Source organism: Algoriella xinjiangensis, from assembly GCF_900115015.1.
Lineage (GTDB): Bacteria > Bacteroidota > Bacteroidia > Flavobacteriales > Weeksellaceae > Empedobacter > Empedobacter xinjiangensis.
In genome coordinates this window covers 76,812-102,723 of the sequence record NZ_FOUZ01000002.1, presented here as the reverse complement: position 1 = coordinate 102,723, position 25,912 = coordinate 76,812, and the positions used below count along the sequence as shown (strand labels likewise).

The following is a 25,912-nucleotide window of genomic DNA, read 5'->3' as shown; positions in this document are numbered from 1 at the left end:
GAATTATTTACTAAATAAATTATGAACTCAACAATTTTACTACTTTGTGTTATCGTATACTTTGTAGGTCTTTTAGTTATCTCTTATTTCACGAGTAGAAATTCGGACAATCAATCTTTTTTTAACGGAAATAAAAAAAGTAAATGGTGGTTAGTTGCTTTCGGAATGATTGGAACAAGTTTAAGTGGCGTTACCTTTATTTCTGTTCCAGGAACGGTTGGTAAATTAACGGGGACCGAATATATCTACGGTGGTTTTGAATATTATATGATGGTAATCGGGTTTTTTCTTGGTTATTTTATCGTTGCTGGCGTATTATTACCGCTTTACTACAAAATGAATTTGACATCGATATACACCTATTTAGGAAGACGTTTTAATGTTGAAGCGCACAAAATAGGCTCGGTGTTTTTTATCATTTCAAGAGGAATTGGTGCAACAGCGCGCTTATATTTAGTAGTAAACGTATTGCAAATCTTTTTATTAGACAATCTTGGCGTACCATTTTGGGTCACAACTTTTGTATTATTATTAATGATTTTACTCTACACGTTTGAAGGTGGCGTAAAAACAATTGTAGTAACCGACACCTTGCAAACTTCATTTATGATTATAAGTTTAATTGCTTGTATTTGGTTTATTTTATCGCATCTTAATCTTTCTGTTGGTCAAGCCTATGATATTATGCAAGCTAAAAATTACACACATTTTATTAATTTGGATCCAAATTCGAAGACATTTTTCTTGAAAACAATTTTAGGTGGAATGTTTATTACAATTGCAATGACTGGATTGGATCAAGAAATGATGCAAAAAAATATTTCTGTTGATAATTTACACAACGCAAAGAAAAACATGTTGACATTTGCTGGAACATTATTAATCGTAAATCTTGCCTTTCTTTTCTTAGGTGGATTATTGTATTTGTATGCCATGCAAGAAGGTGGATTTTACACTACCGATGGTTTCTTTATGACACAATTTGGACAAGATATTATGGGCGACGATATGTTTCCTGCACTTTCGCTTTCAGGACATCATATCCCGATGATTATTTCTATAGTTTTTATTATTGGATTAATCTCTGCTTTATTTCCTTCTGCCGATGGTGCATTAACAGCCGTTACAAGTTCATATTGTGTTGATTTATTAAATATAAATGAAGACAATACAAAAACAGAAAAAGAAAAAAAGAAAATTAGAATTCGAGTTCATTTAATTTTCACAATCGTATTCTTCGCTTTGATTATGATGTTTAAAGTTATTAACAATAAATCTATTGTTTACTTGGTAATGGAAATTGCAGGTTATACATACGGTCCATTATTAGGTTTATTTGCTTTCGGAATTTTAACAAAACGTAACATTAATAAAAAATACTCAATCATAACTGTTGCTATTTTAGCACCAATTTGTACTTATTTAATAAATCAATTAGTTGTTAATTTTACCGATTATAGAATTGGTGTTGAATTAATCATTTTAAATGGTTTATTAACATTTATCGGTTTATGGTTGGTGAGTACAAAACAGACGACACAAATCACATCATAAAAAACATAATCTACTACCTATGAAAAAAATAGCTATTATCGGAGCTGGTAATTTAGGAATTGCAATTGCCGAAGGTTTAATAAAAAATAAAGCATTTTTACCTGAACAAATTATTGCAACGCGTAATAATTTAATTCAAATAGAACATCTAAAAAAAGATGGTGTAATTATTACAAATGACAATCATTTTGCAATAAAAGAAGCCGATTATATTTTGCTTTGCGTAAAACCTTATAAAGTTGTTGAAGTTTTAGAACAATTAAAAAATGATTTTACGCCCAATAAAATTTTAATTTCTGTTGCGACTGGAGTTTCTTTAAAAACCTACGAAGATATTTTACCTAACGGAATGACTATTTTTAGAGGAATGCCAAATACTGCTGCCGCTGTAGAAGAATCTATCACTTGTATTTGTGGTAATAATAAAGATGTAAATATTGTTGAAGAAATTAAAACAATTTTTAATCCGATAGGAGAAACAGTTATCATTAACGAAGAATTAATGAATGCTGCAACTGTAATTGGTGCTTGTGGAATTGCGTATGTTTTACGATTTATACGCGCAATGATACAAGGCGGAATAGAAATTGGTTTTGATGCACAAACAGCTACAAAAATTGTAACACAAACTGTAAAAGGTGCTGCCGAATTATTAATTGAAAATGGTTTGCATCCCGAACAAGAAATTGACAAAGTAACAACACCAAAAGGTTGTACAATTGCAGGTCTTAATGAAATGGAACACCAAGGATTTAGTTCTGCATTAATCAAAGGAATTAAAACATCATTTGAAAAAATTTAAAATGGAAAAGAAATTAAAATTAATTTGGGATTTTTATGGTCCTGATGCGCTACCAACTGCAAAACATCATGCAATACATTTAAAACAATTTGCAGAAAAAGAAAACTTACAAAGTACTTTTTCTGAATTTGTAGAAGTTGAGCCAGAATATGCAGTAGCTTATTTAATTGTAGTAGAATCAGAAATGTTAAAAGTTCGTGACGCATTAATTCCTCATCGTGGCGAATGGCATGTAGAAGATTAATCACATTTCTAGCATATTAACATTACGCTTAACAAGATAAATAGAGACCAAAAAAGACGAACAATTGTTCGTCTTTTTTGGTTAAAATATACCTCAATTAGAAAACCTAAAAATTCTTATCCCCAATTGTAGTGATTTGCGTTTTATCATTTTTTTGCCGTTCAAAAAAAGATTATTTTTGTGTAAATTTTTATAAACAAACAATGACACTTCAAGAACTTCAAACACAAGTACAACAAACAAGGAGAGATATTTTGAGAATGGTACATGCCGTAAACAGTGGTCACCCAGGTGGATCATTAGGTTGCGCAGAATTCTTAGCCGCTTTATACGGTAAAGTAATGAGCTATTCTTCTGATTTCTCTATGGACGGAAAAGGAGAAGATTTATTCTTTTTATCAAACGGACACATATCGCCAGTTTTTTATAGCACTTTAGCAAGATCAGGATTTTTCCCAGTAAGCGAATTAGCTACATTCAGAAAATTAGATTCTCGTTTACAAGGTCACCCAACAACACACGAAGGTTTACCAGGAATCAGAATTGCATCTGGATCTTTAGGACAAGGTTTATCTGTTGCAATTGGTGCGGCACAAGCAAAAAAATTAAACAACGACGATAAATTGGTTTACACATTACACGGTGATGGTGAATTACAAGAAGGTCAAGTTTGGGAAGCTTTGATGTATGCTGCAGGTAAAAATGTAGATAACATTATTGCAACTGTAGATTACAATGGTCGTCAAATTGATGGTGATACGGACCAAGTTTTACCATTAGGAGATTTGAAAGCTAAATTTGAAGCTTTTGGATGGATCGTTTTACAAGAAGAAAACGGAAATGATTTAGAAAAAGTTATTGCTGTTTTAGAAAAAGCAAAATCGTTAACAGGACAAGGAAAACCAGTTTCAATCTTATTACACACAGAAATGGGTAATGGTGTTGATTATATGATGGGAAGCCACTCTTGGCACGGAAAAGCACCTAATGACGAACAATTAGAAAATGCTTTAACTCAGAATCCAGAAACTGAATTAACAGATTACTAAACACTAACAAAAACCACTTACTATGAAAAACTTATTTTATTCAATTATTACACTTTGTTCTTTGACTGCCTTTGGGCAAGAAAAAAACTATTCGTTTGACAAGAAAGTTAGCTACAAAATTAGTTTACCAGAGGAATATAGTACATATTTTGAAGGACAAAAGGATTTGCTGTTTGTTACATATCTTTCGAAAGACGCTATTTTAGGAACATCAGAAGGTGGTCCATATGTTAACGGAAGTTTTAATAAAGATGCTTTCTTTATTAACAACAGCAAGTTTTTCGAAGTTTATGCCAATTCTTTAGAGAATCAATTATCAATTAAAGCGCCTTATTATTACGAAGGAGTTTCTGACGAAAATTTAAAACCCTATTCAGATAATTTATTTGAGAAATTTTTATCAATAAAAAATTTAAATTCATCTACAACAATCAATGGATATAAATGTAATGAATACGAATTAACATCAACAATAGAAGGAGAAAACGCATCAACACTATGTATTGACGAAAAAAATGCCATAAACAATGTTGGTATTATATTTCCTCAAACAAAATTAAAAGGACTTTTAGTACGATATGATGCAGGAGATTTTAATGGATTAACAATTCAAAGTATTGCAAATTCTAATGTAAAAGTTAGCTTCGATGAGAAAAAAGAAATCGAAGATTTTACAAACGAAATTGCAAAAAAGAAACAAGAATATGATAATCTAATGTCGAATATAGATTCTACAACCTCAGCGGTTGAAGCTTATTCACCAGACAATCGATACGAAGACCCAATTATTAATTATTACACATATCAATCATCAGAAAGTAATAATGTCAATAATCTTTTTGCGACTATTGCTTCATTAAACTATAATTTGGTTTATACGGACAATGATTTTGATGGAAATCCTGACATCGAGCGATCAACGGCTCTTACAACGGCTCAAGGCTCTACAAATCAATTGATAAAACAATTCAAAAAGAATAAATTAGCAAACAAAAGTGAAGTAAAAGAATTAAATGAGCTTTTCAAAAAATATTATGATGACGCAAAGGCATTTAAATTAGTCGATGATCCTAATTACGATGCGACAGATGACGCTGCAGCTGCTGTAGATTCTGCTTATGCAGCGACAGAGGTATCTTTGGCTGATTATTACGATCCTTATGAGTCGACATACAAAACAGATGACATTAGTGTAATTGATTTAGCAATTAATAATCCTGATGTAAAAGAATATTTAAAAATCGCACCAAAACATTGTACTGATTTAAAAACGAAGATTCCAACATTTTCTGATAAAGATTTAGGAAATTTAGTTTACAATTACGCAGGTCAAGTTTGCGATTTATACATCTATAATAGTGGAAGTGTTGGTTTACCAGAAACTGTAAATGCGTTGCGCAAAAGTGTTTTAGAAATTAACAATAAAACAGATAAATTGACAAAAGAAGACAAAGAAAAGCTAACAACTTTCCTTAATTCTTTAGACTAATCGTTAAAAATCATTCCGTATGAAAAAGGCTTTTAGCATCATTTTATTATTCGTTTTTAGTTTATCCTTTGCACAAATGCAAACATATAAGTTTGAAAACATTATTCAATATCGTATAAAAAGTGATTTTTATTCTGATTTTTTGAATATTTATTCGACAAAAGACAATGCCGCTAATTTGTTGATAACGCAAACGCCAATGGGCAATTATGCGTCATTAAAAATTGGAGACAATGTATATTCTGTTTATTCGGAAGAAGAAAATAATCGCGTTTTTAAGATTGATTTTGAAGGAACAAAAGACATGCTAGGTTCAGCTTTTTTAAATACTGATAATCCTAGTCTTAATATTGTAAACACTTCAAATTCTTTTATCGTCAAAAAAACAGATAAAAAGGAAACCATTTTAGATAAAAAATGTGACGTTTACACGATCACTAAAAAAGACGATGAGCAAGATAAAGTAACCGAAATTTGCATTGATACAAATTCGTCAATCAATACAGTTCCGTTTATCAATCCTGAATTAAATTTGAAAGGTTTGATTTATCGTGTTGATCAAAATTTTATTTTAGAAAAATTTGGTTCTTTAGCTGATGTGATGAAAGAAGAATTGGATGAAGATGAGCAAAAACAAGCGCAAGAAGATGCTATTTTTAAATTTGATGAGAAAACAGAATTAGAAAATTACAAGAAACAATACAACGAAAACAAAACAAAGAGTAATACTCAAAAAAATAAAAAATGATAGACTTAACATACACAGAAAAAAAAGATACACGTAGTGGATTCGGAGACGGATTAACTGAATTAGGAAGAACAAATCCAAATGTGGTTGCCTTATGTGCTGACTTAATTGGATCATTAAAAATGGATCAATTTATCAAAGAAAATCCAGAACGTTTTTTCCAAATCGGAATTGCAGAAGCTAATATGATGTGTATTGCTGCTGGTTTAACAATTGGTGGTAAAATTCCTTTTACAGGAACTTTTGCAGAGTTTTCTACAGCACGTGTTTACGATCAAATTCGTCAATCAATCGCTTATTCTAACAAAAATGTAAAAATTGCAGCATCGCACGCAGGTTTAACATTAGGAGAAGATGGTGCAACACACCAAACTTTAGAAGATATTGGTTTGATGAAAATGTTACCTGGTATGGTTGTTATTAATCCTTGTGATTATAACCAAACAAAAGCGGCTACAATTGCTGTTGCCGAATACGAAGGTCCTGTTTATTTACGTTTTGGTCGTCCGGCTGTTCCAGTTTTTACACCAGCTGATCAAAAATTTGAGATTGGTAAAGGTATTTTAATGAACGAAGGTACAGATGTAACAATTGTTGCAACTGGACATTTGGTTTGGGAATCTTTGGTTGCAGCTGCAGAATTAGAGAAAGAAGGTATTTCTTGTGAAGTAATCAATATTCATACAATTAAGCCTTTAGACGAAGAAATTATCATCAATTCGGTTAAGAAAACGGGTAAAATTGTTACAGCAGAAGAACATAATATCTTAGGAGGTTTAGGAGAATCTGTTGCACGTGTTTTAGCACAAAAATGTCCTACAAAACAAGCTTTTGTTGCAGTTAACGATACATTCGGAGAATCTGGAACACCAGCAGAATTAATGAAAAAATACAAAATCGATTCTAACGCAGTTATCGAAAAAGTAAAATCATTATTATAAGACAATAAATAATATAGAAATAAAAAAGGAGCTTATATAAGCTCCTTTTTTGTTAATAAGTCAATAACAACTTACATATGGTTTACGTTAGTAGGTTAATTGTTAAACATCTTTAATCGATATCTTTACACAAATGTAATTTTAATATTTATGATAAAAAATACTCATTAATCAGTATAAAAAATTCAAAAACCTACTTACTCTTTATACCTAAAAAAATGGAAAACGAATCAAAACCTACAATTGATTATCTTTCGCTTATCAAAAAAATATGGAGTGAAAACTCTGAAAAACCACAAGATAATTATACGAATGATGATAAATATCTTCGACTAAAAGATATTATCGATATTATTTCTGTTGGTGATTATTTTATCTATATCGTGAATCCTTTTTTGGGAAAATTTGAATATGTTTCTGATCAAGTACAAAATGTTTTGGGTTATACGACGACCGAATTTGACCTCGATTTATTTATTAAAATTGCTCATCCAAAAGATCTTCCACATGTTTTCGAAATTCAGAAAAAGTTTACTGAATTTAATCGAAATAATATTCTATCCGAAAAATTACAATATAAATACTGTTACGATTTTCGTGCAAAACACAAAGATGGAAATTACCGTCAATTGTATGTTCAACACTTTTATTTAGAATTAAGTCAAAACCTTAATCCTTTAAGAACATTTTGCTTTTTGTCTGATATTACACACATCAAAAATGGTGGAATTCCGAAGTTAAATATTTTTAAATTAGGTGATCGCTTGGTTCGAATTCTGAATGAAAATCAAGAAAATAAAATAGTTTTAACCAATAAAGAAAGTGATATTTTTGAGTACCTCATCAAAGGTTTTACAAGTCAAGATATTGCCGAAGCGCTAGGAATTAGTAAACATACAGTGGATACGCATCGTCGCAATATTCTCAAAAAAAATAATTGCGGTAATACGTCTGAGTTACTTAGTCTTTATTTTGAAGATAAAAAAGCAAGCCGATAAGCCGGATTCTGTCATTACAAAAGTAATGCTTTGTCATTTATCTAGGACCTTAGTTACCCAAGGTCTCCATCTGCCTACCCCCCAGCAACGGACGAGTAGCCCTTAACTGCTGGTATACATGGCATTGCACCGCATAGAGTTTACCTGGTTTCACTACAGCCGAACTGTACATACTTTCTGTTGCACTTGTCCTCCTTCCGAAGAAGTGACGGGCATTACCCGCTATGCTTACTCTCTGGTGTCCGGACTTTCCTCTCCGAATAAATTCGCAGCGACAAAGTGGCTTGCTTGCACAAATGTACTGCAAAACTATTCGAAATAAAAAAAAGCCTCAAATAAAATATTTAAGGCTTTCTTAGCTAAAAACTTAGCAAGTTATTATTCTGATTTTTCTTCTTGTGTTTTCTCTTTTACAGAGATTTTAACACCATCTTTGGCTTCATTTAATTCTAATAATAAATGATCGCCTTCACTAATTTCTGCATTAATGATTTCTTCTGCCATCGGATCTTCGATATATTTTTGGATTGCACGTTTTAGTGGACGAGCACCATATTCTTTATCAAAACCTTTATCTGCAATAAAATCTTTTGCTTCTGTAGTTAATTCTAAATGGTAATTAAGCGCTGTTAATCGTTCAAATAAACTAGCTAATTCAATATCAATAATCGACATTATATTTTCTTTTGTTAATGAATTAAAGAAAACAATATCATCAATACGATTTAAAAATTCTGGCGCAAATGCACGTTTAAGAGCTGTTTCTATTGTAGATTTTGCACGTTCGTCAGCCGTATCTTTTTTAGCTGAAGTTCCAAAACCAACACCATCTCCAAATTCTTTTAATTGACGTGTACCAATGTTAGATGTTAAAATGATAATCGTATTACGGAAATCAACTTTACGTCCTAAACTATCTGTTACATGTCCATCATCTAAAATTTGCAATAAAATATTGAACACATCTGGATGCGCTTTTTCTATCTCATCAAGCAAAATAACCGCATATGGTTTACGACGTACAGCTTCTGTTAATTGCCCACCTTCTTCGTAACCAACGTAGCCCGGAGGTGCTCCAACCAAACGAGAAACCGCAAATTTCTCCATATACTCAGACATATCAATTCTGATTAATGCATCATTAGAATCAAAAATCTCTTTCGCTAATACTTTTGCCAATTGTGTTTTACCAACACCTGTTGTTCCTAAGAAAATGAATGAACCAATTGGTTTGTTTGGATCTTTTAATCCGGCACGATTTCGTTGAATAGCTTTTACAACTTTAGCAACAGCTTCGTCTTGACCAATTACTTTTCCTTTCATTAACTCATTCATTTGAGCTAATTTTTTCATTTCTTTTTCTGCAACACGATGCACAGGAACACCACTCATTAACGAAACAACTTCTGCAACATTTTCATCTGTAACCGTTTCACGATTTTCTTTAGATTCTTGCATCCATTGTGCTTGTGCACGTTTTAAATCGCTTTCGATTTGTTTTTCCGAATCGCGTAAACGAGCTGCTTCTTCGTATTTCTGAGATTTTACAACTTTCGTTTTTTCTTCGCGAACTTCTTCTAGTTTTTCTTCAAGATCTAAAATTTCTTGTGGAACTTTTATATTCTTAATGTGTACACGAGAACCTGCTTCATCCAAAGCATCAATTGCTTTATCTGGTAAAAAACGATCTGTAATATAACGTGTTGTTAAACTAACACAAGCTTGTAACGCCTCGTCTGTATAATTTACATTGTGATGCGCTTCGTACTTATCTTTTATATTGTGTAAAATTTGTAATGTTTCTTCTGGTGTTGTAGGCTCTACCATCACATTTTGAAAACGACGTACCAAAGCACCATCTTTCTCGATGTATTGACGATATTCATCTAATGTTGTTGCACCAATACATTGTAATTCGCCACGAGCTAATGCTGGTTTGAACATGTTTGAAGCATCTAAAGAGCCTGTAGCTCCTCCTGCTCCAACAATTGTATGTAACTCATCAATAAAAAGAATAATGTCGTCATTCTTCTCTAATTCATTCATGATGGCTTTCATACGCTCTTCAAATTGTCCACGGTATTTAGTTCCTGCAACCAAAGATGCTAAATCTAATGTTACAACACGTTTATTAAACAAAACGCGCGAAACTTTACGTTGTACAATTCGCAATGCTAAACCTTCTGCAATTGCAGATTTACCAACTCCTGGTTCTCCAATTAACAATGGATTATTCTTTTTACGACGCGATAAAATTTGAGAAACACGTTCTATTTCTTTTTCGCGTCCAACCACTGGATCTAATTTTCCTTCTTGTGCAACTGCTGTTAAATCTCGTCCAAAATTATCTAAAACGGGTGTTTTACTTTTTGAAGTTGTTTTACTTGTTGATGCACGTTCAAAATCATTATCAGAATCTCCTCCATCAAAAGAAGGATTCTCTGCACGCGGCGATTGAATTTCTTCGTCTTGGAATTGAAATTTAAATTCCTCTTTTACTGTATTATAATCAATATCAAGTTTATTCATCAATTTTGTAATCGGATCGTTTTCATTACGAAGAATACACAATAAAAGATGAATTGTATTTACAGTTGGACTTTTAAACAATTTTGCTTCTAGAAACGTTGTTTTTAACGCTCTTTCTGCTTGTTTTGTCAAACTCAAATTCTTTATATTATTACCATCTGTTTCTTTTGGAGGATTTAGGTTTTCAATTTTTTGACGCATTTCGTCTAAATCTACATTTAATGCCTCTAAGACTGAAATTGCTTTCCCTTCACCGTCGCGAATAATTCCCAACAGAAGGTGTTCCGTTCCAATCTGGTCATGGCCTAATCTCAACGCTTCTTCCTTACTATAAGAAATAACGTCCTTTACTTGTTGTGAGAAATTATCGTTCATTTATTTAAGCTGTCTTTAACAAATATAATTATTCTGGTTTATACTAGCATAAATTATGCCTTTGTCCGAATTGATTTAATGAATCCTAAAAATATACAATTATTGTCTACTAAATCTAAAATAACTGACAATATTTCATATCAATTTCTGAATGATTCGCAATAATTTGTGAAATTGATGTTGTTGCTAAAAAATCGTGTATATCACCTTTATTCATCTTTAATTGATTGTGTAACTCAAAAATTTGAGTCGTTTCTAAATCATTATTTAATTTAAAAATTGCATCAATTTCCGCTCTACGCAAAGGCGAATACAATGTCGACGAACACCACGTTACAACTTCTTTATTTGAGACATCATCTACCTTCAATTCGTTTTCGTTCCAATACAAAAGGTACGCATTTTTATTTTTTCTTTCAAACACAAAAATGGTAAAAGGTGCAATGTCTGTCAAATTTTCAGTCTCAATATATTCTTTTACAGAATCATACTTCAATAAATCTAATAAAATAATTCCTCTACTTTCTCTGTAAGATGCTTTAAAATGTGTTGGTTTTTCTTCTCCACCATTCAAAATACACGCAATAAAATCTTCCGAATAAAAAATCCAAGTTCCTTTTGCGCGCTCATCAACAGGCGAAAAATAGGTTTTATCAAATCGTTTTTGTTCGATAATTTCTTTCGAAGAATCACGATTTATTTCCTCATCTCTGTTGTGCGTTAAAACAAATTCATCATTCTTTCTATAAAAACTGACTATACACATCTCATTTTTCAATTTACTTCAAATGTAAAAATTTATCTTTGCATAGATTTATGAGTATTCAAAAAACCATAGCACATTCTTTTAACGAAATAAAATCAATTCTTTTACAATTTGATGACGACATGTATCAAAAGGAATTGAAAATTATTTCGAACGGAACAATTGGTCAACATTTTCGACATATTATTGAGTTTTATTTTTGCTTTATAGAAGCGCAACAAAATGGTTGTGTTTGTTATGATGAGCGCAAGCGTAACTATTTATGGGAAACTTCTGTGATTGAAAGTTTGAATATTATTAATCAATTAAATGATAATTTTTTGCAATTAGATTTGACGAAAAAAATCAAGCTAAAACAAAATTATTACAACGATTCTTTTTTGATAGAATCTACAAATCAACGCGAATTAATGTATTGTTTTGATCATAGTATTCATCATTTTGCAATTCTTAAAATTGCTTTAACTACAACTTTTCCTACCGTAAAAATTCCTACAAATTTTGGTATAGCTTCGTCTACGCTTCATTTTCAAAAGCAAGAAAAATGAATCCGAAACTAACTAAATGGACGCGATATGAATTTTGGTCGTTTTGGTTATTTTATGGACCATTAACGCCTTGGTACATTTACAAAATTTTAAAAGCTGGAGCGCCAGCTTATTTTTGCGCCGCAAATCCTGGCATTAAATGGGGCGGTTTTATGAACTATCCAAAGATTAATCTGCTTAATCAAATTGAGGAAAAGTATAAACCAAAAACTGTTTTTTTTGAAGAATTTACAACGCAAAAAATACCGTTTGAATTCCCATTTATTGCAAAACCAAATATTGGCGAACGTGGAATTGGTGTTGAATTAATCAGAAATGAAACCGATTGGGAAACGTATATTAAACAAAATAACCGCGATTTAATTTTACAAGAATACTTTGATTCTAAATTTGAATTTGGTGTTTTTTATGTGAGATTACCAAATGAAGAAAATGGAAAAATAATCTCGATTACAACAAAAGAATTTTTAGCGTTTGTTGGCGATGGAAAATCTACTTTTAAAGAATTAATCAATCAAAATTTACGTGCATTTTACCGAAAAGATTATTTGTTTGAGCGTTATAAAGACGAACTTTCTACAGTTTTAGCAAATGGCGAACAAAAATTAGTCGAACCAATTGGAAATCATAGTCGTGGAACAATTTTTTTGGATGGAAGTCATTTAAAAACGATTCAACTCGAAAAAACAATCGACGAAATTGCTAAAAAAATTGATGGTTTTTTTTACGGAAGAATCGATTTGAAAGCAAAAAATTTGGAATATTTTCAGAACGGAAATTTTGTCATACTCGAAATCAACGGTGCAAATTCTGAAGCTACACATATTTACGACCCAAGTTATAATTTGTTAAAAGCCTACAAAGAAGTGCTTAAGCATTTAGATTATCAACATAAAATTGCCGTTCAGAACAACAAAATTGGTATAAAATGGACCGATTGGAAGCTACTTGCTAAAGAAATTATGGCGCGCTACACAACTTAATTTAACCACATTTGTCATATTTTTTGAAAGGGAATAAAGATTGAAAAGGATTTTACAAATCAATTTTATGAATTATCCATTTCCTAAAAAAACCATTATAATTCCAATATTACTCTTAATTCCGATGTGGATTATTTTTCTATTTCAGATAAATGGATACGAAACAGAAGGTTGTTATGGTGTTATTCCGAGAACGTTTGTTGGATTGAAAGGAATACTTTTTTCACCACTTTTTCATTCGGGTTGGAAACATATTTTGAGCAACACTTTTCCTTTGGCTTTTCTTAGCTTTTTAGCTTTATTGTTATATGATAGATTAGCGTATTATGTTATTTTCTTTGGATGGATAATTTCTGGAATTTTACTTTGGATTATCGGAAATCCTCCTTTTTTAGATGATCACGTAAGTTGCCATATCGGTGCAAGTACAATTGTTTATTTATTGGCTTCTTTTATATTTTTTAGTGGTGTTATTCGAAAAGAACGTGGTTTAATGGCGGTTTCTTTAATTATAATTGTTTTATATGGCGGAATGATTTGGGGTATGGTTCCACAAGAAATTTTACCACAATTAAAATCCGAAGTTGGAAATAATTCAATTTCGTGGGAAGGACATTTAAGTGGATTTATAACGGGTGCTTTTTTCGCTTATTTATTCAGAAAAATTGGTCCACAAAAAGATACTCCAAAATGGGATCAAGAAAATTATTATGATCCACGCGAAGAGCAATTATGGAATACTTATTTAGAACAAGAGCGTCAAAAGTCTGAATATTTAGATTCTTTGACTGATGAAGAACTAAATTATTTGGATAATGAACTTAAAAATTCGTCTAAATCATGAATTTCTTTTGGTGCTTTACCGGTATCATAACTTGGTGAATAATAATTTTTCGTACCATCTTTTACCGTGATAGTAGTTATTGGTGCTCCATCATATTGGTGTGCTTTTGCAGACTCGTCAACAACAATCATTTCTAAATTAGACAACTCTATTTTATGAAGCATTGTTTCTATTTTTTGCCAATCTTCTTTTTTAGTTTTCTTCATTATTGTATCATTATTGACAACAATTAATGTTTCATTACTATTTACAATTTGGCTTTGAGAATTACCTCTTGTAATTTGATTTCTAATTATTTCTAATCGATTATTGTCGTTTAATTTATTGTTACTGTTTACAGAACAACTAACAACAAAAAAAGACAAAATCACTGTTTTTAAACTTTTATTCATGGTGTATTCAATTTATTTTAACTAATTTAGTTTCAAATTAACACTTAACATGAATAAAATTACAATTTCCCTAGCTATTATACTAGCTGGGACTTATACTTTCGGGCAGAATTGGAAGTCCGTTAGTGAAGCTGAAGCTTATCCATCGGCTAAAAGAGAGTATCAGGATAAGAGAAATCAAAAAATCTTTACATTAGATCGTAAAACTTTAGATCAAAAATTAACAAACGTAGCGCAACGTCACTCAGACCAAGTAGGGATTGTAATTACAATGCCTAACATTAATGGTAATCTTGAACGTTTTGAAATTTGGGAAGCATCTAATTTCTCAGAAAAACTTCAAACTAAATTCTCTAACATTCGTTCTTATGTAGGAAAAAGTTTAGAAGATCCTTCTGCTTATCTACGTTTTAGTACTGGACCTTCTGGTATTAGTTCTACTATTTTTAGAGCAAATGAAAAATCAGAATATTTAGAAACTTACTCTACTGATGGTAAATATTTTGAAGTTCATAACGAAAAATCTGCAAAAGATGATTTTGCTTGTTTAACAGAAAACGAACATGCTGCAGCACAAAGTGGTGAAAACATTGATGCAAAACACAGTGATCAAAAATTCAGAACATATCGTTTAGCTTTATCTGTAACAGGAGAATATACACAATATTTTGGTGGAACAGTAGAAAAAGCACTTGAAGCGATGAACAATACAATGACACGTGTAAACGGAGTTTTTGAAAAAGACATGGCTTTAAATTTTGTTTTAGCTGATAATGTAGAAAGCTTAATTTTCTTAGATCCTACAACAGATCCATACTCAAATTCATCAAGTATGAATAGTTGGAATAGTGAATTACAAAAACACCTAACAACTACATTTGGTAGCGAAAATTATGACATTGGCCACTTATTTGGAGACGCTGGTGGTGGTGGAAACGCTGGTTGTATTGGTTGTATTTGTAATGATGCAAACAAAGGAAGTGGTTTTACTTCGCCAGCTGATAGAAAACCTTTTGGTGATAAATTTGACATTGATTATGTTGCGCATGAAATTGGACATCAAATAGGTGCAAATCACACATTTTCTAACAATATCGAAGGTACTGGTGTTAATGTAGAACCAGGTGGTGGATCTACAATTATGGGTTATGCAGGAATTACATCATACAATGTTCAAGCAAATTCTGATGATTATTTTACGTATAGAAGTATTTTACAAGTTCAAAATAATCTAAAAAATAAAACTTGTGGTATCGAAAAACCTATTTTAAATACACCTCCAAAAATTGAATTAGAAAAATCATTGTACAGAATTCCTGTTGGAACAGCTTTTAAATTAGATGCTAAAATAACTGATGCAGAAAATGATGTTCTTATGAATACTTGGGAACAAAACAATTCAGGAACTAGCGCTACAACAGCTGCAAATAGTAGAGTAAAAGAAACTAAAACTGCTGGACCAAACTTTAGATCATTCAGTCCTGTAGAGGAAACATATCGATATTTTCCTAAATTAAGTTTTATATTATCAAATAGATTATTACATGCAGGTACTGGTAATGTAGTGTGGGAATCGTTAACATCTGTTGCAAGAAATTACGATTTTACAATAACATCTAGAGATAGTAATACAGAAGGACCACAAACACAATCTGCAACTGTAAAAGTAATGGCTGTAGATGGTGTAGGACCATTTGTTGTAAATACTCCTAATAATACAGAAAACCAATTGTTACTTAACGTTTCTAATTTTGATGTAACTTGGGATGTAGCAAACACAAACATTGCTCCTATTAATACTGAAAAAGTAAAAATATCAATCTCTTGGGATGGTGGAGAAACTTTTGAAGAATTAGGAACCGTAGACAATACAGGAACTGCAAATTTCCCGTTACCTACAAATGCTAAAGATGTAACAAATGGTTATATTATGATAGAAGCTGTAGATAATATTTATTTAGCGGTTAAAAAATTCTCGACAGGAATGTTAGCTACAAAAGAATTAGATGCTAAAAAATCATTAATTTATCCTAATCCATCAAATGGAAATTTTACAATAGAGCAAAAAGTTTCTGGTAAAGTTAATATCGAAATTATCGATTTAAACGGAAGAACTGTTTACACGTCTTCAGAAAATGCTTCTGGTAATTTCAAAAAACAAATCGAAACTAAATTACCTGCTGGTGTTTATGTTGTAAAAGTATCTTCTAACGAAGGACAATCAACTTCTAAATTAATCATCAAGTAAGTATAATTTTAGATACAATAAAAAATCCCTGAAAGTTAACTTTCAGGGATTTTTATTATTTTCTATTTTCTGAATGATTAGAAAGGCATTCCAGGAATTTGAGGTAAATTTTCTTGTGCCGTTTTCTTAGCACGATCAATAGCTTCAGTTTTTACTTGCTCCAAAGCTTTGTTCAATGTCATTACTAACATGTCTTCAATTTGCTCTTTATCCATTCCTTCAGCCAATTCAATATCTTTAACTGTTGCTAATTTAGACATTGTAATTTTCACGCTTCCATCATTAGAAGTTGTTGTAAAAATTTCGCTTTCTAAATCATTTTTTAAATCAGAAAATTTATCTTTAATTGAACCAATTTTCCCCATCATTCCCATGATGTCTCCAAAATTTCCAAACATTTATTTTATTTTTAATAGTTAATTAATCGTGTAACTTATCCCACAAAATATCTTTTAACTCCATAATTCCTTCACCTGTAATAGACGAAATAAAAGTTGTAATAATATCTGTTGGTAATTGTTTTAGAATTTCTGCTTTTAATTCATCATCTAACATATCCGATTTAGAAATAGCTAAAACACGCTCTTTATCCAATAATTCTGGATTAAATTTTGTCAACTCATTCAACAAAATATTGTACTCTTTTCCATAATCTGCAGCATCCGCAGGAATCAAGAATAATAACGTAGAATTACGCTCAATATGACGTAAAAAACGATGTCCAAGACCTTTACCTTCGGCAGCACCTTCGATAATTCCAGGAATATCCGCCATTACAAATGACTTATGGTTACGGTATTCTACAATTCCTAAATTGGGTGTAAGCGTTGTAAACGCATAATCCGCAATTTTTGGTTTGGCAGCAGAAACAGCAGACAATAAAGTTGATTTACCCGCATTTGGAAAACCTACTAAACCTACATCGGCTAATATTTTTAACTCTAAAGTTACTTGTAATTCATCACCATCTAAACCAGGTTGTGCATAACGAGGAGTTTGACGAGTAGCAGAACGAAAATTCCAGTTTCCTAAACCTCCTTTTCCTCCTTTTGCAATAATCAATTGTTGACCATCATCCGTAATTTCTCCAATAATGTTTCCTTCTTCATCTCTGGCTATCACACCAATAGGAACATCTAAAATAATATCCTCTCCGTCTGCACCTGTAGAACGCGATTTACCACCACGACCACCGTTTGATCCACGGAAATGTCTTTTAAAACGAAATTCTAATAAAGTCCAAAAGTTAGAATTACCAACAATCGTAATGTTACCACCACGACCACCATCTCCACCATCGGGACCTCCTTTATCGATATATTTTTCGCGATGCAAACTTGCTGAACCCGCACCACCGTGTCCGGCTCTACAATTGATTTTTACGTAGTCAACAAAATTTGATTGCATAATTTTTTCTTTTTTATATAAATAGTCTGCAAAAGTACGATTTCTAATTTTGATATTAAAATCTAATCGCTAATAATCAAAATCTTTCAAAATAATTTAAAACAGTTTACATGTTAATTTAAATATTAGTTGGATATTCTTAATTTTGCAGCATGTACAAACACATCAAACAAATTTTATTTCAACTTCAACCCGAAGAAGCGCACCATTTTGTGACAAGGAATCTCAAAAATTATGCTGCTTTTCCTGGTGTTGGAAAATTATTGAATAAATTTTATCAATTTAATCATCCAGATTTAGAGCGAGAAGTTTTCGGAATTAAGTTTAAAAATCCGATTGGTTTAGCTGCAGGTTTCGATAAAAATGCCGAATATATTGAAGAATTGAACCACTTTGGTTTTGGTTTTATCGAGATTGGAACAGTTACACCAAAACCTCAACCCGGAAATGATGCGCCTCGTATGTTTCGTTTATTAGAAGATGAAGCAATTATTAATCGAATGGGATTTAATAATAAAGGTGTTGATTTTGCAATAGAGCAAATAAAAAAATTACCGCATCGCGAAAATTACATTATTGGTGGAAATATTGGTAAAAATAAATTAACGCCAAATGAAGATGCAGTTGATGATTATGTAAAATGTTTTAATGCTTTGTTTGATTATGTTGACTATTTTGTAGTAAATGTAAGTTCGCCAAATACGCCTGGATTAAGGGATTTACAAGAAAAAGAGCCATTATTGTATATTCTAAAATACTTGCAACAATATAATAATCAGAATGAAATTCCGAAACCAATTTTACTTAAAATTGCGCCAGATTTAACCGATTCTCAATTAGATGATATTATAGATATTGTTTCCGAATCTAAAATTGCAGGTGTTATTGCAACAAATACAACAATTTCTCGCGAAGGTTTAAAATCTGATCCAGAAATTGTAAAAGAAGCTGGTGGAGTTTCGGGAAAACCACTTAAAGAACGTTCTACTGAAGTGATTCATTATCTTTCAGAAAAATCGAACAAAGCTTTTCCGATAATTGGTGTTGGTGGAATTTATACGGCAGAAGATGCAATTGAAAAACTGGAAGCGGGTGCTAGTTTATTACAAGTTTATTCAGGATTTATATACGAAGGTCCAACTATTGTAAGTAACATTTGCAAAGGTTTGGTAAACAAAGGTATTAAGTGAAATATTTAAAATTATTTTTCGTTTAAAATTGTATAAATGAATCTAATGAAAAAAATTTCGTTAATAAAAAAAATATCCAAATTCTTAATTTATAGCTTAATAATTTGTTTCATTTTTATGAATATAATTTCAATATTTCATTCATATAAATTTACGCATTTTTCGAAAAAAGAGAATTCTAACAAAACTCAATCACCAAGTAAGTTAAATACATTAGAAAAAATTTCTACCTTAATTTTTGGTGTTAATAATCCAAAACCTAAATATATTGGAGAGTTACCAATCAATACAGTTACAAAACAATTACAAAGTAATGTAGAGATCGAAATATGGGAAAATATTGTTCCAAATTCTAAAGGAATTGTTTTGCTTTTTCATGGTTATTCATCAGAGAAATCATCACTTATTAAAAATGCTGAATATTTTAATAAAATAGGATATTCAACAATTTTGACCGATTTTATGGGTTGCGGAAATTCAGAAGGATATCAAACTACAATTGGTTATTTAGAAGCAAATAATGTGCAAACGGTTTATAATTATGCCTCAAAAAATAACAGTAATATCGTACTTTATGGTAATTCTATGGGAGCTGTTTCAATAATGAAAGCTATTTCTGATTTTAAACTAAATCCTCAAAAAGTAATTATTGAATGTCCATTTGCAACAATGCAACAAACTGTAGAAAATAGATTTGAGAATATGAATCTTCCAACTTTTCCTCTTTCCTATTTATTAATTTTTTGGGGTGGTACAATAAATGGTTTTTGGGCTTTTGACCATAATCCTGATGAATATTCGAAAAACATTACACAACCTGTTCTTTTAATGTATGGAGCAAAAGATAAGAATGTAAAAAGAATTGAGATTGATGCTATTTATAAAAACATTAATTCAAAAAATAAAAAATTAAAGATATTTCAATCTGCAGGACATGAAAATTATTTAAATCATTTTTCTAGTGAATGGGAAAAATCAGTTTCAAATTTTATAAAATAATCATGATTCTAAATCATAAATATTCAAAATAAAAAAAAGGATTCTCGTTTTTGAGAATCCTTTTTTTTATATCATGTAAAGTTGTTCTTATAAAACCTCTTTAATTGCTGCGTTTAATTTTTCAGTAATATCTTCTATAGTACCTACTCCATCTATTTCTACCCATTTACCTTGTGCTTTGTAATGCTCGGCTACAATTGCAGTTTTTGCATAATACTCGGTAATACGATCGCGGATAATAGTTTCGTCAACATCATCTGCACGACCAGAAGTTTTACCACGCTCTAACAAACGTTGTACTAAAATTTCATCATCAACTACTAATGCTAATGTAACACTTACTTCGCTTTGGTATTTTTCTGTTAAAATTTTATCTAAAGCTTCTGCCTGAGCTGTAGTTCTTGGGTATCCATCAAAGATAAAACCTTGCGGATTTGGATTATTATCTAAATGATCAACAAGCATATTTGTTGTAACCTCATCTGGCACTAATTGACCTTTATCCATATAAGATTTAGCCAACGCTCCTAATTCAGTTTCATTTTTTAAATTGTAACGAAATAAATCTCCTGTTGAAATTTGCGGAGTTTGGTATTTTTCTTCTAAGAATTTAGCTTGCGTTCCTTTACCACTACCAGGAGGGCCGAACAATACAATGTTTAGCATTTTATTTTTAATGTTTTATTTGATAAATATCTGGTAAATTTCTTCCAAGACCGTCGTAATCTAAACCGTAACCTACTACAAATTTATCTGGAATAGAAATTCCAACTAAATCTACTTTTAAGTCTTTTTTGTAAGCATCTGGTTTAAATAACAATGTTGCTACTTTTAAAGATTTCACCTTTTTCTCTTTTAAGATACGGTGTAACTCAATCAAAGTATTTCCTGTATCTACAATATCTTCTAAAATAATTACGTGGCGACCTTCAACACTCATTGGGATATCCATCTCAATTTCAACTTTTCCTGTTGATTCTGTACCTTCGTAAGATTTTAATTTTAAGAATGATATTTCACATTCACCTTGGTATTGTTTTAAGAAATCGCTGAAAAACATTACAACTCCGTTTAATACGCCAACAAAAATTGGTCTTTCGTCTTTGTATTCTTCGTAAACTTCGTTTGCCATATTTTTGATGGCATGTTCTATTTCTTCAAAAGCGATGTACGGTATAAATTTTTTACCGTGGATTTCTATTTCTTTCATTGTTGAGATATTCAAATATATACTTTTTTAAATAAAGATTCGCATATTTATCTAAAATTAATTAGATAGTCATCGAGAAAATACGCGTTTCTGGTTCATTATCTATCATTCTCTTATCGAATGGCATACAAACGTTTCTTACAAATGGTCGACCTTCTTCTTTTACAATTATACCGCTGTCTGTAAACGCAATCAAATCATCTTCAACCATGCCTTGTAACATCGTTTTTATACGATCTACATCGTTTATTTTTGCATTTTCGTCTGCCCAAGAAGTTTGTAAATTACACATTAAATTTAAAATATGACGACGCATAATTAAATCTTCTTCTGATAAAATATGACCTTTAAAAACTGATAATTCTCCGTTATTGATTGATTTTTCATATTCTTCTACCGTTTTCTCATTCTGAGCAAAACTGTACCAAGAATCACTGATAGACGAAACGCCTAAACCAATCATTAATTGTGTTTTAGATGAAGAATAGCCCATAAAATTACGGTGTAACGAATTGTTTTTCATTGATTGATACATCGAATCTTGCTCTAAAGCAAAATGATCCATCCCAACTTCAAAATAATTCAATTCTTCAAACATTCTTTTTCCTTCCTCGTACAATGCACGTTTTAACTCTGGCGAAGGTAAATCTTCGTCCTGAAAACCACGTTGTCCAACTCCTTTTATCCAAGGCACATGCGCATAGCTGTAAAACGAAATACGATCTGGGTTTAATTCTCTTGTTAAATTAATCGTTTCCACCATTCCTTCTAAAGTTTGATGAGGCAAACCAAAAATCAAATCGTGAGAAACTGATGTAAATCCAATTTCGCGCGCATCTTCTGTTGCTTGCTTCACATTTTCGAAAGGTTGAACGCGATTAATCGCTTTCTGCACTTTAAGATCATAATCTTGTACACCGTAAGAAATTCGTCTAAATCCTAAATCAAATAAAACTTGTAGATGCTCTTTTGTTGTATTATTTGGATGACCTTCTAAACTAAATTCGTGTCCTTCGGCGATATCCGAATACTCAAAAATTCCATCTATTAATTTCTTCAGATTTTCTGGCGAAAAAAATGTTGGTGTTCCTCCTCCTAAATGTATTTCTTTAATTTTTGGACGAGCTGATAATAAATCTACATACAATTTCCATTCTTTTAATACCGTTTCTATATACGGAACTTCTACAGTATGTTGTTTTGTAATACGTTTGTTACACGCACAAAATGTACATAATGCTTCGCAAAATGGTAAATGAATGTAAAGAGATATTCCTTCTGCTTCATTACTTTCATCGAATGATCGTTGAAAAGTTTCTATCCAACCTTGTTTTGTAAAGCTATCGTTGTCCCAAAATGGTACAGTTGGATAACTTGTATAACGAGGTCCTGGAATATTGTATTTTTGAATTAAATTATTCATATCTAAAAAATTAAAAATACTTAATCACAAAGACTAAGTATTATTTAATAAATTATTTTAATATATTGTTATAGAATTGCTTGACGAACTCTAACTAATTTTGTTAATAAACCTTCTAACAAGTCTAATTGTAACATATTTGCTCCGTCACTTTTTGCATTTTTAGGATCTGGATGAGTTTCTATAAATAAACCATCTGCACCTACTGCAATACCTGCTTTCGCAATTGTTTCTATTAATTCTGGTTTACCACCAGTTACACCTGAAGCCTGATTTGGCTGTTGAAGTGAGTGTGTAATATCTAAAATAACGGGTGCATAGTTTTGCATTACCGGAATTCCACGATAATCTACCACTAAATCTCCGTAACCTAACATTGTACCACGTTCTATAATTGCAACATTACTGTTACCAGAATCTGTTACTTTTTCTACCGGAAATTTCATTGCTTCTGGCGAAAGAAATTGTCCTTTTTTTAATGTCACATGTTTACCTGTTTGCGCCGCAGCAACAACCAAGTCTGTTTGACGAACTAAAAATGCAGGAATTTGTAAAACATCAACATAAGCCGCTGCCATTTCTGCATGAAAAGGCTCGTGAATATCTGTTGTTGTTGGCACATCAAAAGTTTCTCCAATTTTCTGAATAATTTTTAATGCTTTTTCGTCTCCAATTCCAGTAAAACTATCAATACGAGAACGATTTGCTTTTTTGAATGATCCTTTAAAAATATAAGGAATCTCCAATTTATCTGTAATAGTAATTACGCGTTCCGCAATTCTCAAAGCCATATCTTCGCTTTCGATTGCACATGGACCAGCAATTAAAAAGAAGTTTGGCGAATCTTTGTGTTTTATGTTTGATAAAGTTTCTATCATCTTGCAAATTTAAGCAAAGTTATCGACTTATTTTTCATAATTTTGCCTATACTTTATCATTCTTATTTATCGTTTTATGGATTTTTTATCTAACATCAATGTAGCCGATATTTTCGGTTACTTAGCATCAGTATTTATCGTTTTAGCATTCTTTTTTTCAAAGATTACAACCATCAGAATTATCAATGCAATTGGTTGTGTATGTTTTGTAATTTATGCTTGGATGTACGATGCTTGGCCAGTTCTTATACCAAATGCCATTTTATTTTTAGTGCAAGCTTATTATATTGCTTTTAAACCAGGAAAATAATAAAAAAACACTGAAAATTGAAAATTCTATCTGCTGTAACAAATAACATTGAAACGGATCAACGACTTGATAAAGTTTGTCATTCTTTACTAAAATTTGGATATGATGTCGAATTAATTGGAACAACTTTACGTGGAAAACCAAATTTAAACAAGCCTTACAAAACGCATTTTATTGACATGAAAAATCAATCTTCTGCAAAAATGTATGCTGAATTTAACTTTAAATTATTTTTTACATTATTGAAAAAATCAGACAAAAAAACCATTTTATTAGCCAATGATTTAGACAGTTTATTACCTTTTTATCTGGTAAGTAAGCTATATCGTTTGCCTTTGGTTTTTGACAGTCACGAGATTTTTTCTGAGTTACCTTCTTTAACAGATCGTCCAAAAACAAAAAAAGTTTGGAAAACCTTAGAACGTTTTTTAATTCCGAAAATCAAGTACTTTTATACAGTTAGTGACGGATATGCAAATTGGTTTAAAAAAGAATATGGCGCTAATCCGGCTGTGATTAGAAATGTTCCCAACCGAACAAAATTAAACGATAAACAAGATTTTATTTTCTTTCGTCTACCTCCAAATCCAAACAACGAAAAAATTGTGATGTATCAAGGCGCAATCAACATGAGCCGAGGAATCGATAAAATGATTGAAGCTTTTCAATACATCGATAATTGTCAATTTTGGATTGCTGGCGACGGGCCTAAAAAAACCGAATACGAACAAATGGTTAAAGATTTAAATTTGACTAATCGCATTCATTTTTTAGGAAATATTCCCCCAAAAACTTTAAAAACTATTACACCTTTAGCCGAAATAGGAATGAGTATGGAAGAAGATTTAGGTTTAAGCTATCGCTATGCTCTACCGAATAAATTATTTGACTTTATGCAAGCTGGCATTCCAATTTTAGGAACAAATCTTCCTGAAATTAAAAAAACGATAGAAGAATATAAAGTAGGAAAAGTGATTGATAACCACAATCCAAAAAACATTGCAAATAAATTACAAGAAATCTTAAACGAAGGAAAAAAGACTTACAAAATTAACTTGCAAGAAGCTGCAAAAGAGCTTTGTTGGGAAAATGAAGAAAATAAATTAAAATTGATTTTTGAACAGATAAAAAAAATAGATTAGTTGTAACTAATCTATTTTTCTTCTTTCTTATATACGTGTGGATTTTCTACAATTCCTTTCTTAAAAAACTTACGAACGCCCATTCGTAACGCATTATCAACTTGCAAAACTTGGTCTAAAACTTTCTGTTCGGGACGACCTCTAAACGAAGTCACATGAAAAGAATCTGTTTCTCTTAAAGGCTCTTTCGAAAAATAATAATTCGAAACACATTTTCTAAAACCATCAAATTTTACGGGCGAAACCGAATGCAACGAATCGTTATGCGTTGCCATAACCGCTAATCTATTAAATTTACTAAAGATAGTTATTTGATCATTTTTCAAGCCATTTGGCCAAACTTCTAAATTACCTCCATATTCTTCTTTCCAATCTGGAGTAACGTAATACAATAAATTTAAAACGCGCCACAATTCTCGTTTTGCATCGTGTGAATTATCCAAATGTGGTTGCAGAAATTGATTATTTCCCATCATAGACAATCCGCCTGCATACAAAGATGTATCAGGAATTGGTTGTTTTATTTCGCAAATATCAGCAACTAAATGTACAATTCGTTCGTCTTGAAAAGCATAAATAATTTCTTCTAAAATAGGATCATATTGATTCATTTGAACAGCGATATATTTATCTTCTTTCAAACTTTTTTTTAAAACCATCTTTTCTTTTTCAGGAAAAATATTGCTTATTTCTAAAGCTAAATCTTCTGGCAATAAATCATCAATCCAAAAATATCCTATGTTATTTTTACTATTATTATATTGTTGTTTTATTTCTTCTTTTCGATCAGAAATCTGTTGTAAAATTATATCTGCATATTCAGTTCGGTTCATATTTTTGTGT

At 31.2% G+C, this 25,912-nt stretch carries 25 protein-coding genes, 1 other RNA gene and 1 pseudogene; 16 read left to right on the top strand and 11 right to left on the bottom strand.

Annotation, left to right across the window (positions count from 1 at the left end):
- Positions 1-21 precede the first annotated feature (21 nt).
- The 8 genes and pseudogenes from BM072_RS02050 to BM072_RS15625 form a co-directional block, all read left to right on the top strand.
- Positions 22-1,554: a sodium:solute symporter gene (locus BM072_RS02050; RefSeq protein ID WP_092906070.1), complete on the top strand. Its 1,533-nt coding sequence runs from the start codon at positions 22-24 to the stop codon at positions 1,552-1,554.
- Positions 1,555-1,573: 19 nt separating this feature from the next.
- Positions 1,574-2,356 carry a pyrroline-5-carboxylate reductase gene (gene proC, locus BM072_RS02045; protein ID WP_092906069.1) on the top strand — a complete coding sequence of 261 codons (783 nt, stop codon included), beginning with the start codon at positions 1,574-1,576 and terminating at the stop codon, positions 2,354-2,356.
- A gap of 1 nt (position 2,357) precedes the next feature.
- Positions 2,358-2,600, top strand: coding sequence for a hypothetical protein (locus BM072_RS02040; RefSeq protein WP_092906460.1), 243 nt, complete (start codon positions 2,358-2,360; stop codon positions 2,598-2,600).
- 203 nt (positions 2,601-2,803) lie between these two features.
- Complete coding sequence (locus BM072_RS02035) at positions 2,804-3,649, top strand: transketolase (protein WP_092906067.1); 846 nt, start codon at positions 2,804-2,806, stop codon at positions 3,647-3,649.
- A gap of 22 nt (positions 3,650-3,671) precedes the next feature.
- Complete coding sequence (locus BM072_RS02030) at positions 3,672-5,138, top strand: hypothetical protein (RefSeq protein ID WP_125112898.1); 1,467 nt, start codon at positions 3,672-3,674, stop codon at positions 5,136-5,138.
- A 19-nt stretch (positions 5,139-5,157) separates the two neighbouring features.
- Complete coding sequence (locus tag BM072_RS02025) at positions 5,158-5,886, top strand: hypothetical protein (protein WP_125112899.1); 729 nt, start codon at positions 5,158-5,160, stop codon at positions 5,884-5,886.
- Positions 5,886-6,827 carry a transketolase family protein gene (locus BM072_RS02020; RefSeq protein ID WP_092906458.1) on the top strand — a complete coding sequence of 314 codons (942 nt, stop codon included), beginning with the start codon at positions 5,886-5,888 and terminating at the stop codon, positions 6,825-6,827. The genes BM072_RS02025 and BM072_RS02020 overlap by 1 nt, the downstream gene beginning before the upstream one ends.
- A gap of 218 nt (positions 6,828-7,045) precedes the next feature.
- Positions 7,046-7,777: pseudogene (locus BM072_RS15625) on the top strand (LuxR C-terminal-related transcriptional regulator); the annotation flags it as partial.
- A 29-nt stretch (positions 7,778-7,806) separates the two neighbouring features.
- On the opposite strand, the gene rnpB reads toward BM072_RS15625, so the two are convergent.
- From rnpB to BM072_RS02000, 3 genes are all read right to left on the bottom strand, one after another.
- An RNA gene (rnpB, locus tag BM072_RS02010) (RNase P RNA component class A) lies at positions 7,807-8,116 on the bottom strand.
- Between the two features lie 87 nt (positions 8,117-8,203).
- Entirely contained in the window at positions 8,204-10,729 is a 2,526-nt protein-coding gene (locus BM072_RS02005) for an ATP-dependent Clp protease ATP-binding subunit (protein WP_092906061.1), read from the bottom strand.
- 115 nt (positions 10,730-10,844) lie between these two features.
- Positions 10,845-11,495: an NRDE family protein gene (locus BM072_RS02000; RefSeq protein ID WP_092906059.1), complete on the bottom strand. Its 651-nt coding sequence runs from the start codon at positions 11,493-11,495 to the stop codon at positions 10,845-10,847.
- Between the two features lie 50 nt (positions 11,496-11,545).
- Here BM072_RS02000 and BM072_RS01995 point away from each other — a divergent pair, with 50 nt between their 5' ends.
- The 3 genes from BM072_RS01995 to BM072_RS01985 all read left to right on the top strand — a co-directional run bounded on the left by BM072_RS01995 (position 11,546) and on the right by BM072_RS01985 (position 13,870).
- Positions 11,546-12,043 carry a hypothetical protein gene (locus BM072_RS01995; protein ID WP_092906057.1) on the top strand — a complete coding sequence of 166 codons (498 nt, stop codon included), beginning with the start codon at positions 11,546-11,548 and terminating at the stop codon, positions 12,041-12,043.
- Entirely contained in the window at positions 12,040-13,026 is a 987-nt protein-coding gene (locus BM072_RS01990; RefSeq protein WP_092906055.1) for an ATP-grasp domain-containing protein, read from the top strand. The genes BM072_RS01995 and BM072_RS01990 overlap by 4 nt, the downstream gene beginning before the upstream one ends.
- 67 nt (positions 13,027-13,093) lie before the next feature.
- On the top strand, positions 13,094-13,870 hold the full coding sequence (locus BM072_RS01985) for a rhomboid family intramembrane serine protease (protein WP_245752025.1): 777 nt from the start codon (positions 13,094-13,096) through the stop codon (positions 13,868-13,870).
- On the opposite strand, the gene BM072_RS01980 is transcribed toward BM072_RS01985, so the two are convergent.
- The gene (locus BM072_RS01980; protein WP_092906051.1) at positions 13,831-14,262 is read right to left on the bottom strand and encodes a hypothetical protein; all 432 of its coding nucleotides are present in this window, start codon (positions 14,260-14,262) and stop codon (positions 13,831-13,833) included. The genes BM072_RS01985 and BM072_RS01980 overlap by 40 nt on opposite strands.
- A 49-nt stretch (positions 14,263-14,311) precedes the next feature.
- Here BM072_RS01980 and BM072_RS01975 point away from each other — a divergent pair, with 49 nt between their 5' ends.
- Positions 14,312-16,510 carry a zinc-dependent metalloprotease gene (locus tag BM072_RS01975; protein WP_092906049.1) on the top strand — a complete coding sequence of 733 codons (2,199 nt, stop codon included), beginning with the start codon at positions 14,312-14,314 and terminating at the stop codon, positions 16,508-16,510.
- A 77-nt stretch (positions 16,511-16,587) separates the two neighbouring features.
- Here the strand turns inward: BM072_RS01975 and BM072_RS01970 are convergent, their stop codons facing one another.
- Together BM072_RS01970 and obgE are read right to left on the bottom strand one after the other, a co-directional pair.
- Positions 16,588-16,908, bottom strand: coding sequence for a YbaB/EbfC family nucleoid-associated protein (locus BM072_RS01970; protein WP_092906046.1), 321 nt, complete (start codon positions 16,906-16,908; stop codon positions 16,588-16,590).
- A 22-nt stretch (positions 16,909-16,930) separates the two neighbouring features.
- Complete coding sequence (gene obgE, locus BM072_RS01965) at positions 16,931-17,917, bottom strand: GTPase ObgE (protein WP_092906044.1); 987 nt, start codon at positions 17,915-17,917, stop codon at positions 16,931-16,933.
- 152 nt (positions 17,918-18,069) lie between these two features.
- Here obgE and BM072_RS01960 point away from each other — a divergent pair, with 152 nt between their 5' ends.
- Together BM072_RS01960 and BM072_RS01955 are read left to right on the top strand one after the other, a co-directional pair.
- Entirely contained in the window at positions 18,070-19,107 is a 1,038-nt protein-coding gene (locus tag BM072_RS01960) for a quinone-dependent dihydroorotate dehydrogenase (RefSeq protein ID WP_092906042.1), read from the top strand.
- 117 nt (positions 19,108-19,224) lie between these two features.
- Positions 19,225-20,106, top strand: a complete 882-nt coding sequence (locus BM072_RS01955) for an alpha/beta hydrolase (protein ID WP_245752023.1) — start codon at positions 19,225-19,227, stop codon at positions 20,104-20,106.
- Between the two features lie 87 nt (positions 20,107-20,193).
- On the opposite strand, the gene BM072_RS01950 is transcribed toward BM072_RS01955, so the two are convergent.
- From BM072_RS01950 to kdsA, 4 genes are all read right to left on the bottom strand, one after another.
- Positions 20,194-20,772, bottom strand: coding sequence for an adenylate kinase (locus tag BM072_RS01950; RefSeq protein WP_092906040.1), 579 nt, complete (start codon positions 20,770-20,772; stop codon positions 20,194-20,196).
- 7 nt (positions 20,773-20,779) lie between these two features.
- Complete coding sequence (gene hpt, locus BM072_RS01945) at positions 20,780-21,316, bottom strand: hypoxanthine phosphoribosyltransferase (protein WP_092906039.1); 537 nt, start codon at positions 21,314-21,316, stop codon at positions 20,780-20,782.
- A 61-nt stretch (positions 21,317-21,377) separates the two neighbouring features.
- A complete protein-coding gene (gene hemN / locus BM072_RS01940; RefSeq protein ID WP_092906037.1) occupies positions 21,378-22,739 on the bottom strand; it encodes an oxygen-independent coproporphyrinogen III oxidase in 1,362 nt (453 codons plus the stop codon).
- 68 nt (positions 22,740-22,807) lie between these two features.
- Positions 22,808-23,617, bottom strand: a complete 810-nt coding sequence (gene kdsA, locus BM072_RS01935) for a 3-deoxy-8-phosphooctulonate synthase (protein ID WP_092906035.1) — start codon at positions 23,615-23,617, stop codon at positions 22,808-22,810.
- A gap of 76 nt (positions 23,618-23,693) precedes the next feature.
- Between kdsA and BM072_RS01930 the strand changes: the two genes are divergently transcribed.
- Together BM072_RS01930 and BM072_RS01925 are read left to right on the top strand one after the other, a co-directional pair.
- Entirely contained in the window at positions 23,694-23,927 is a 234-nt protein-coding gene (locus tag BM072_RS01930) for a uroporphyrinogen decarboxylase (protein WP_092906033.1), read from the top strand.
- 17 nt (positions 23,928-23,944) lie between these two features.
- Positions 23,945-25,069, top strand: coding sequence for a glycosyltransferase (locus tag BM072_RS01925; protein WP_092906031.1), 1,125 nt, complete (start codon positions 23,945-23,947; stop codon positions 25,067-25,069).
- Positions 25,070-25,080: 11 nt separating this feature from the next.
- On the opposite strand, the gene BM072_RS01920 is transcribed toward BM072_RS01925, so the two are convergent.
- On the bottom strand, positions 25,081-25,902 hold the full coding sequence (locus tag BM072_RS01920) for a 2OG-Fe(II) oxygenase (RefSeq protein WP_092906029.1): 822 nt from the start codon (positions 25,900-25,902) through the stop codon (positions 25,081-25,083).
- Between the last annotated feature and the right edge of the window lie 10 nt (positions 25,903-25,912).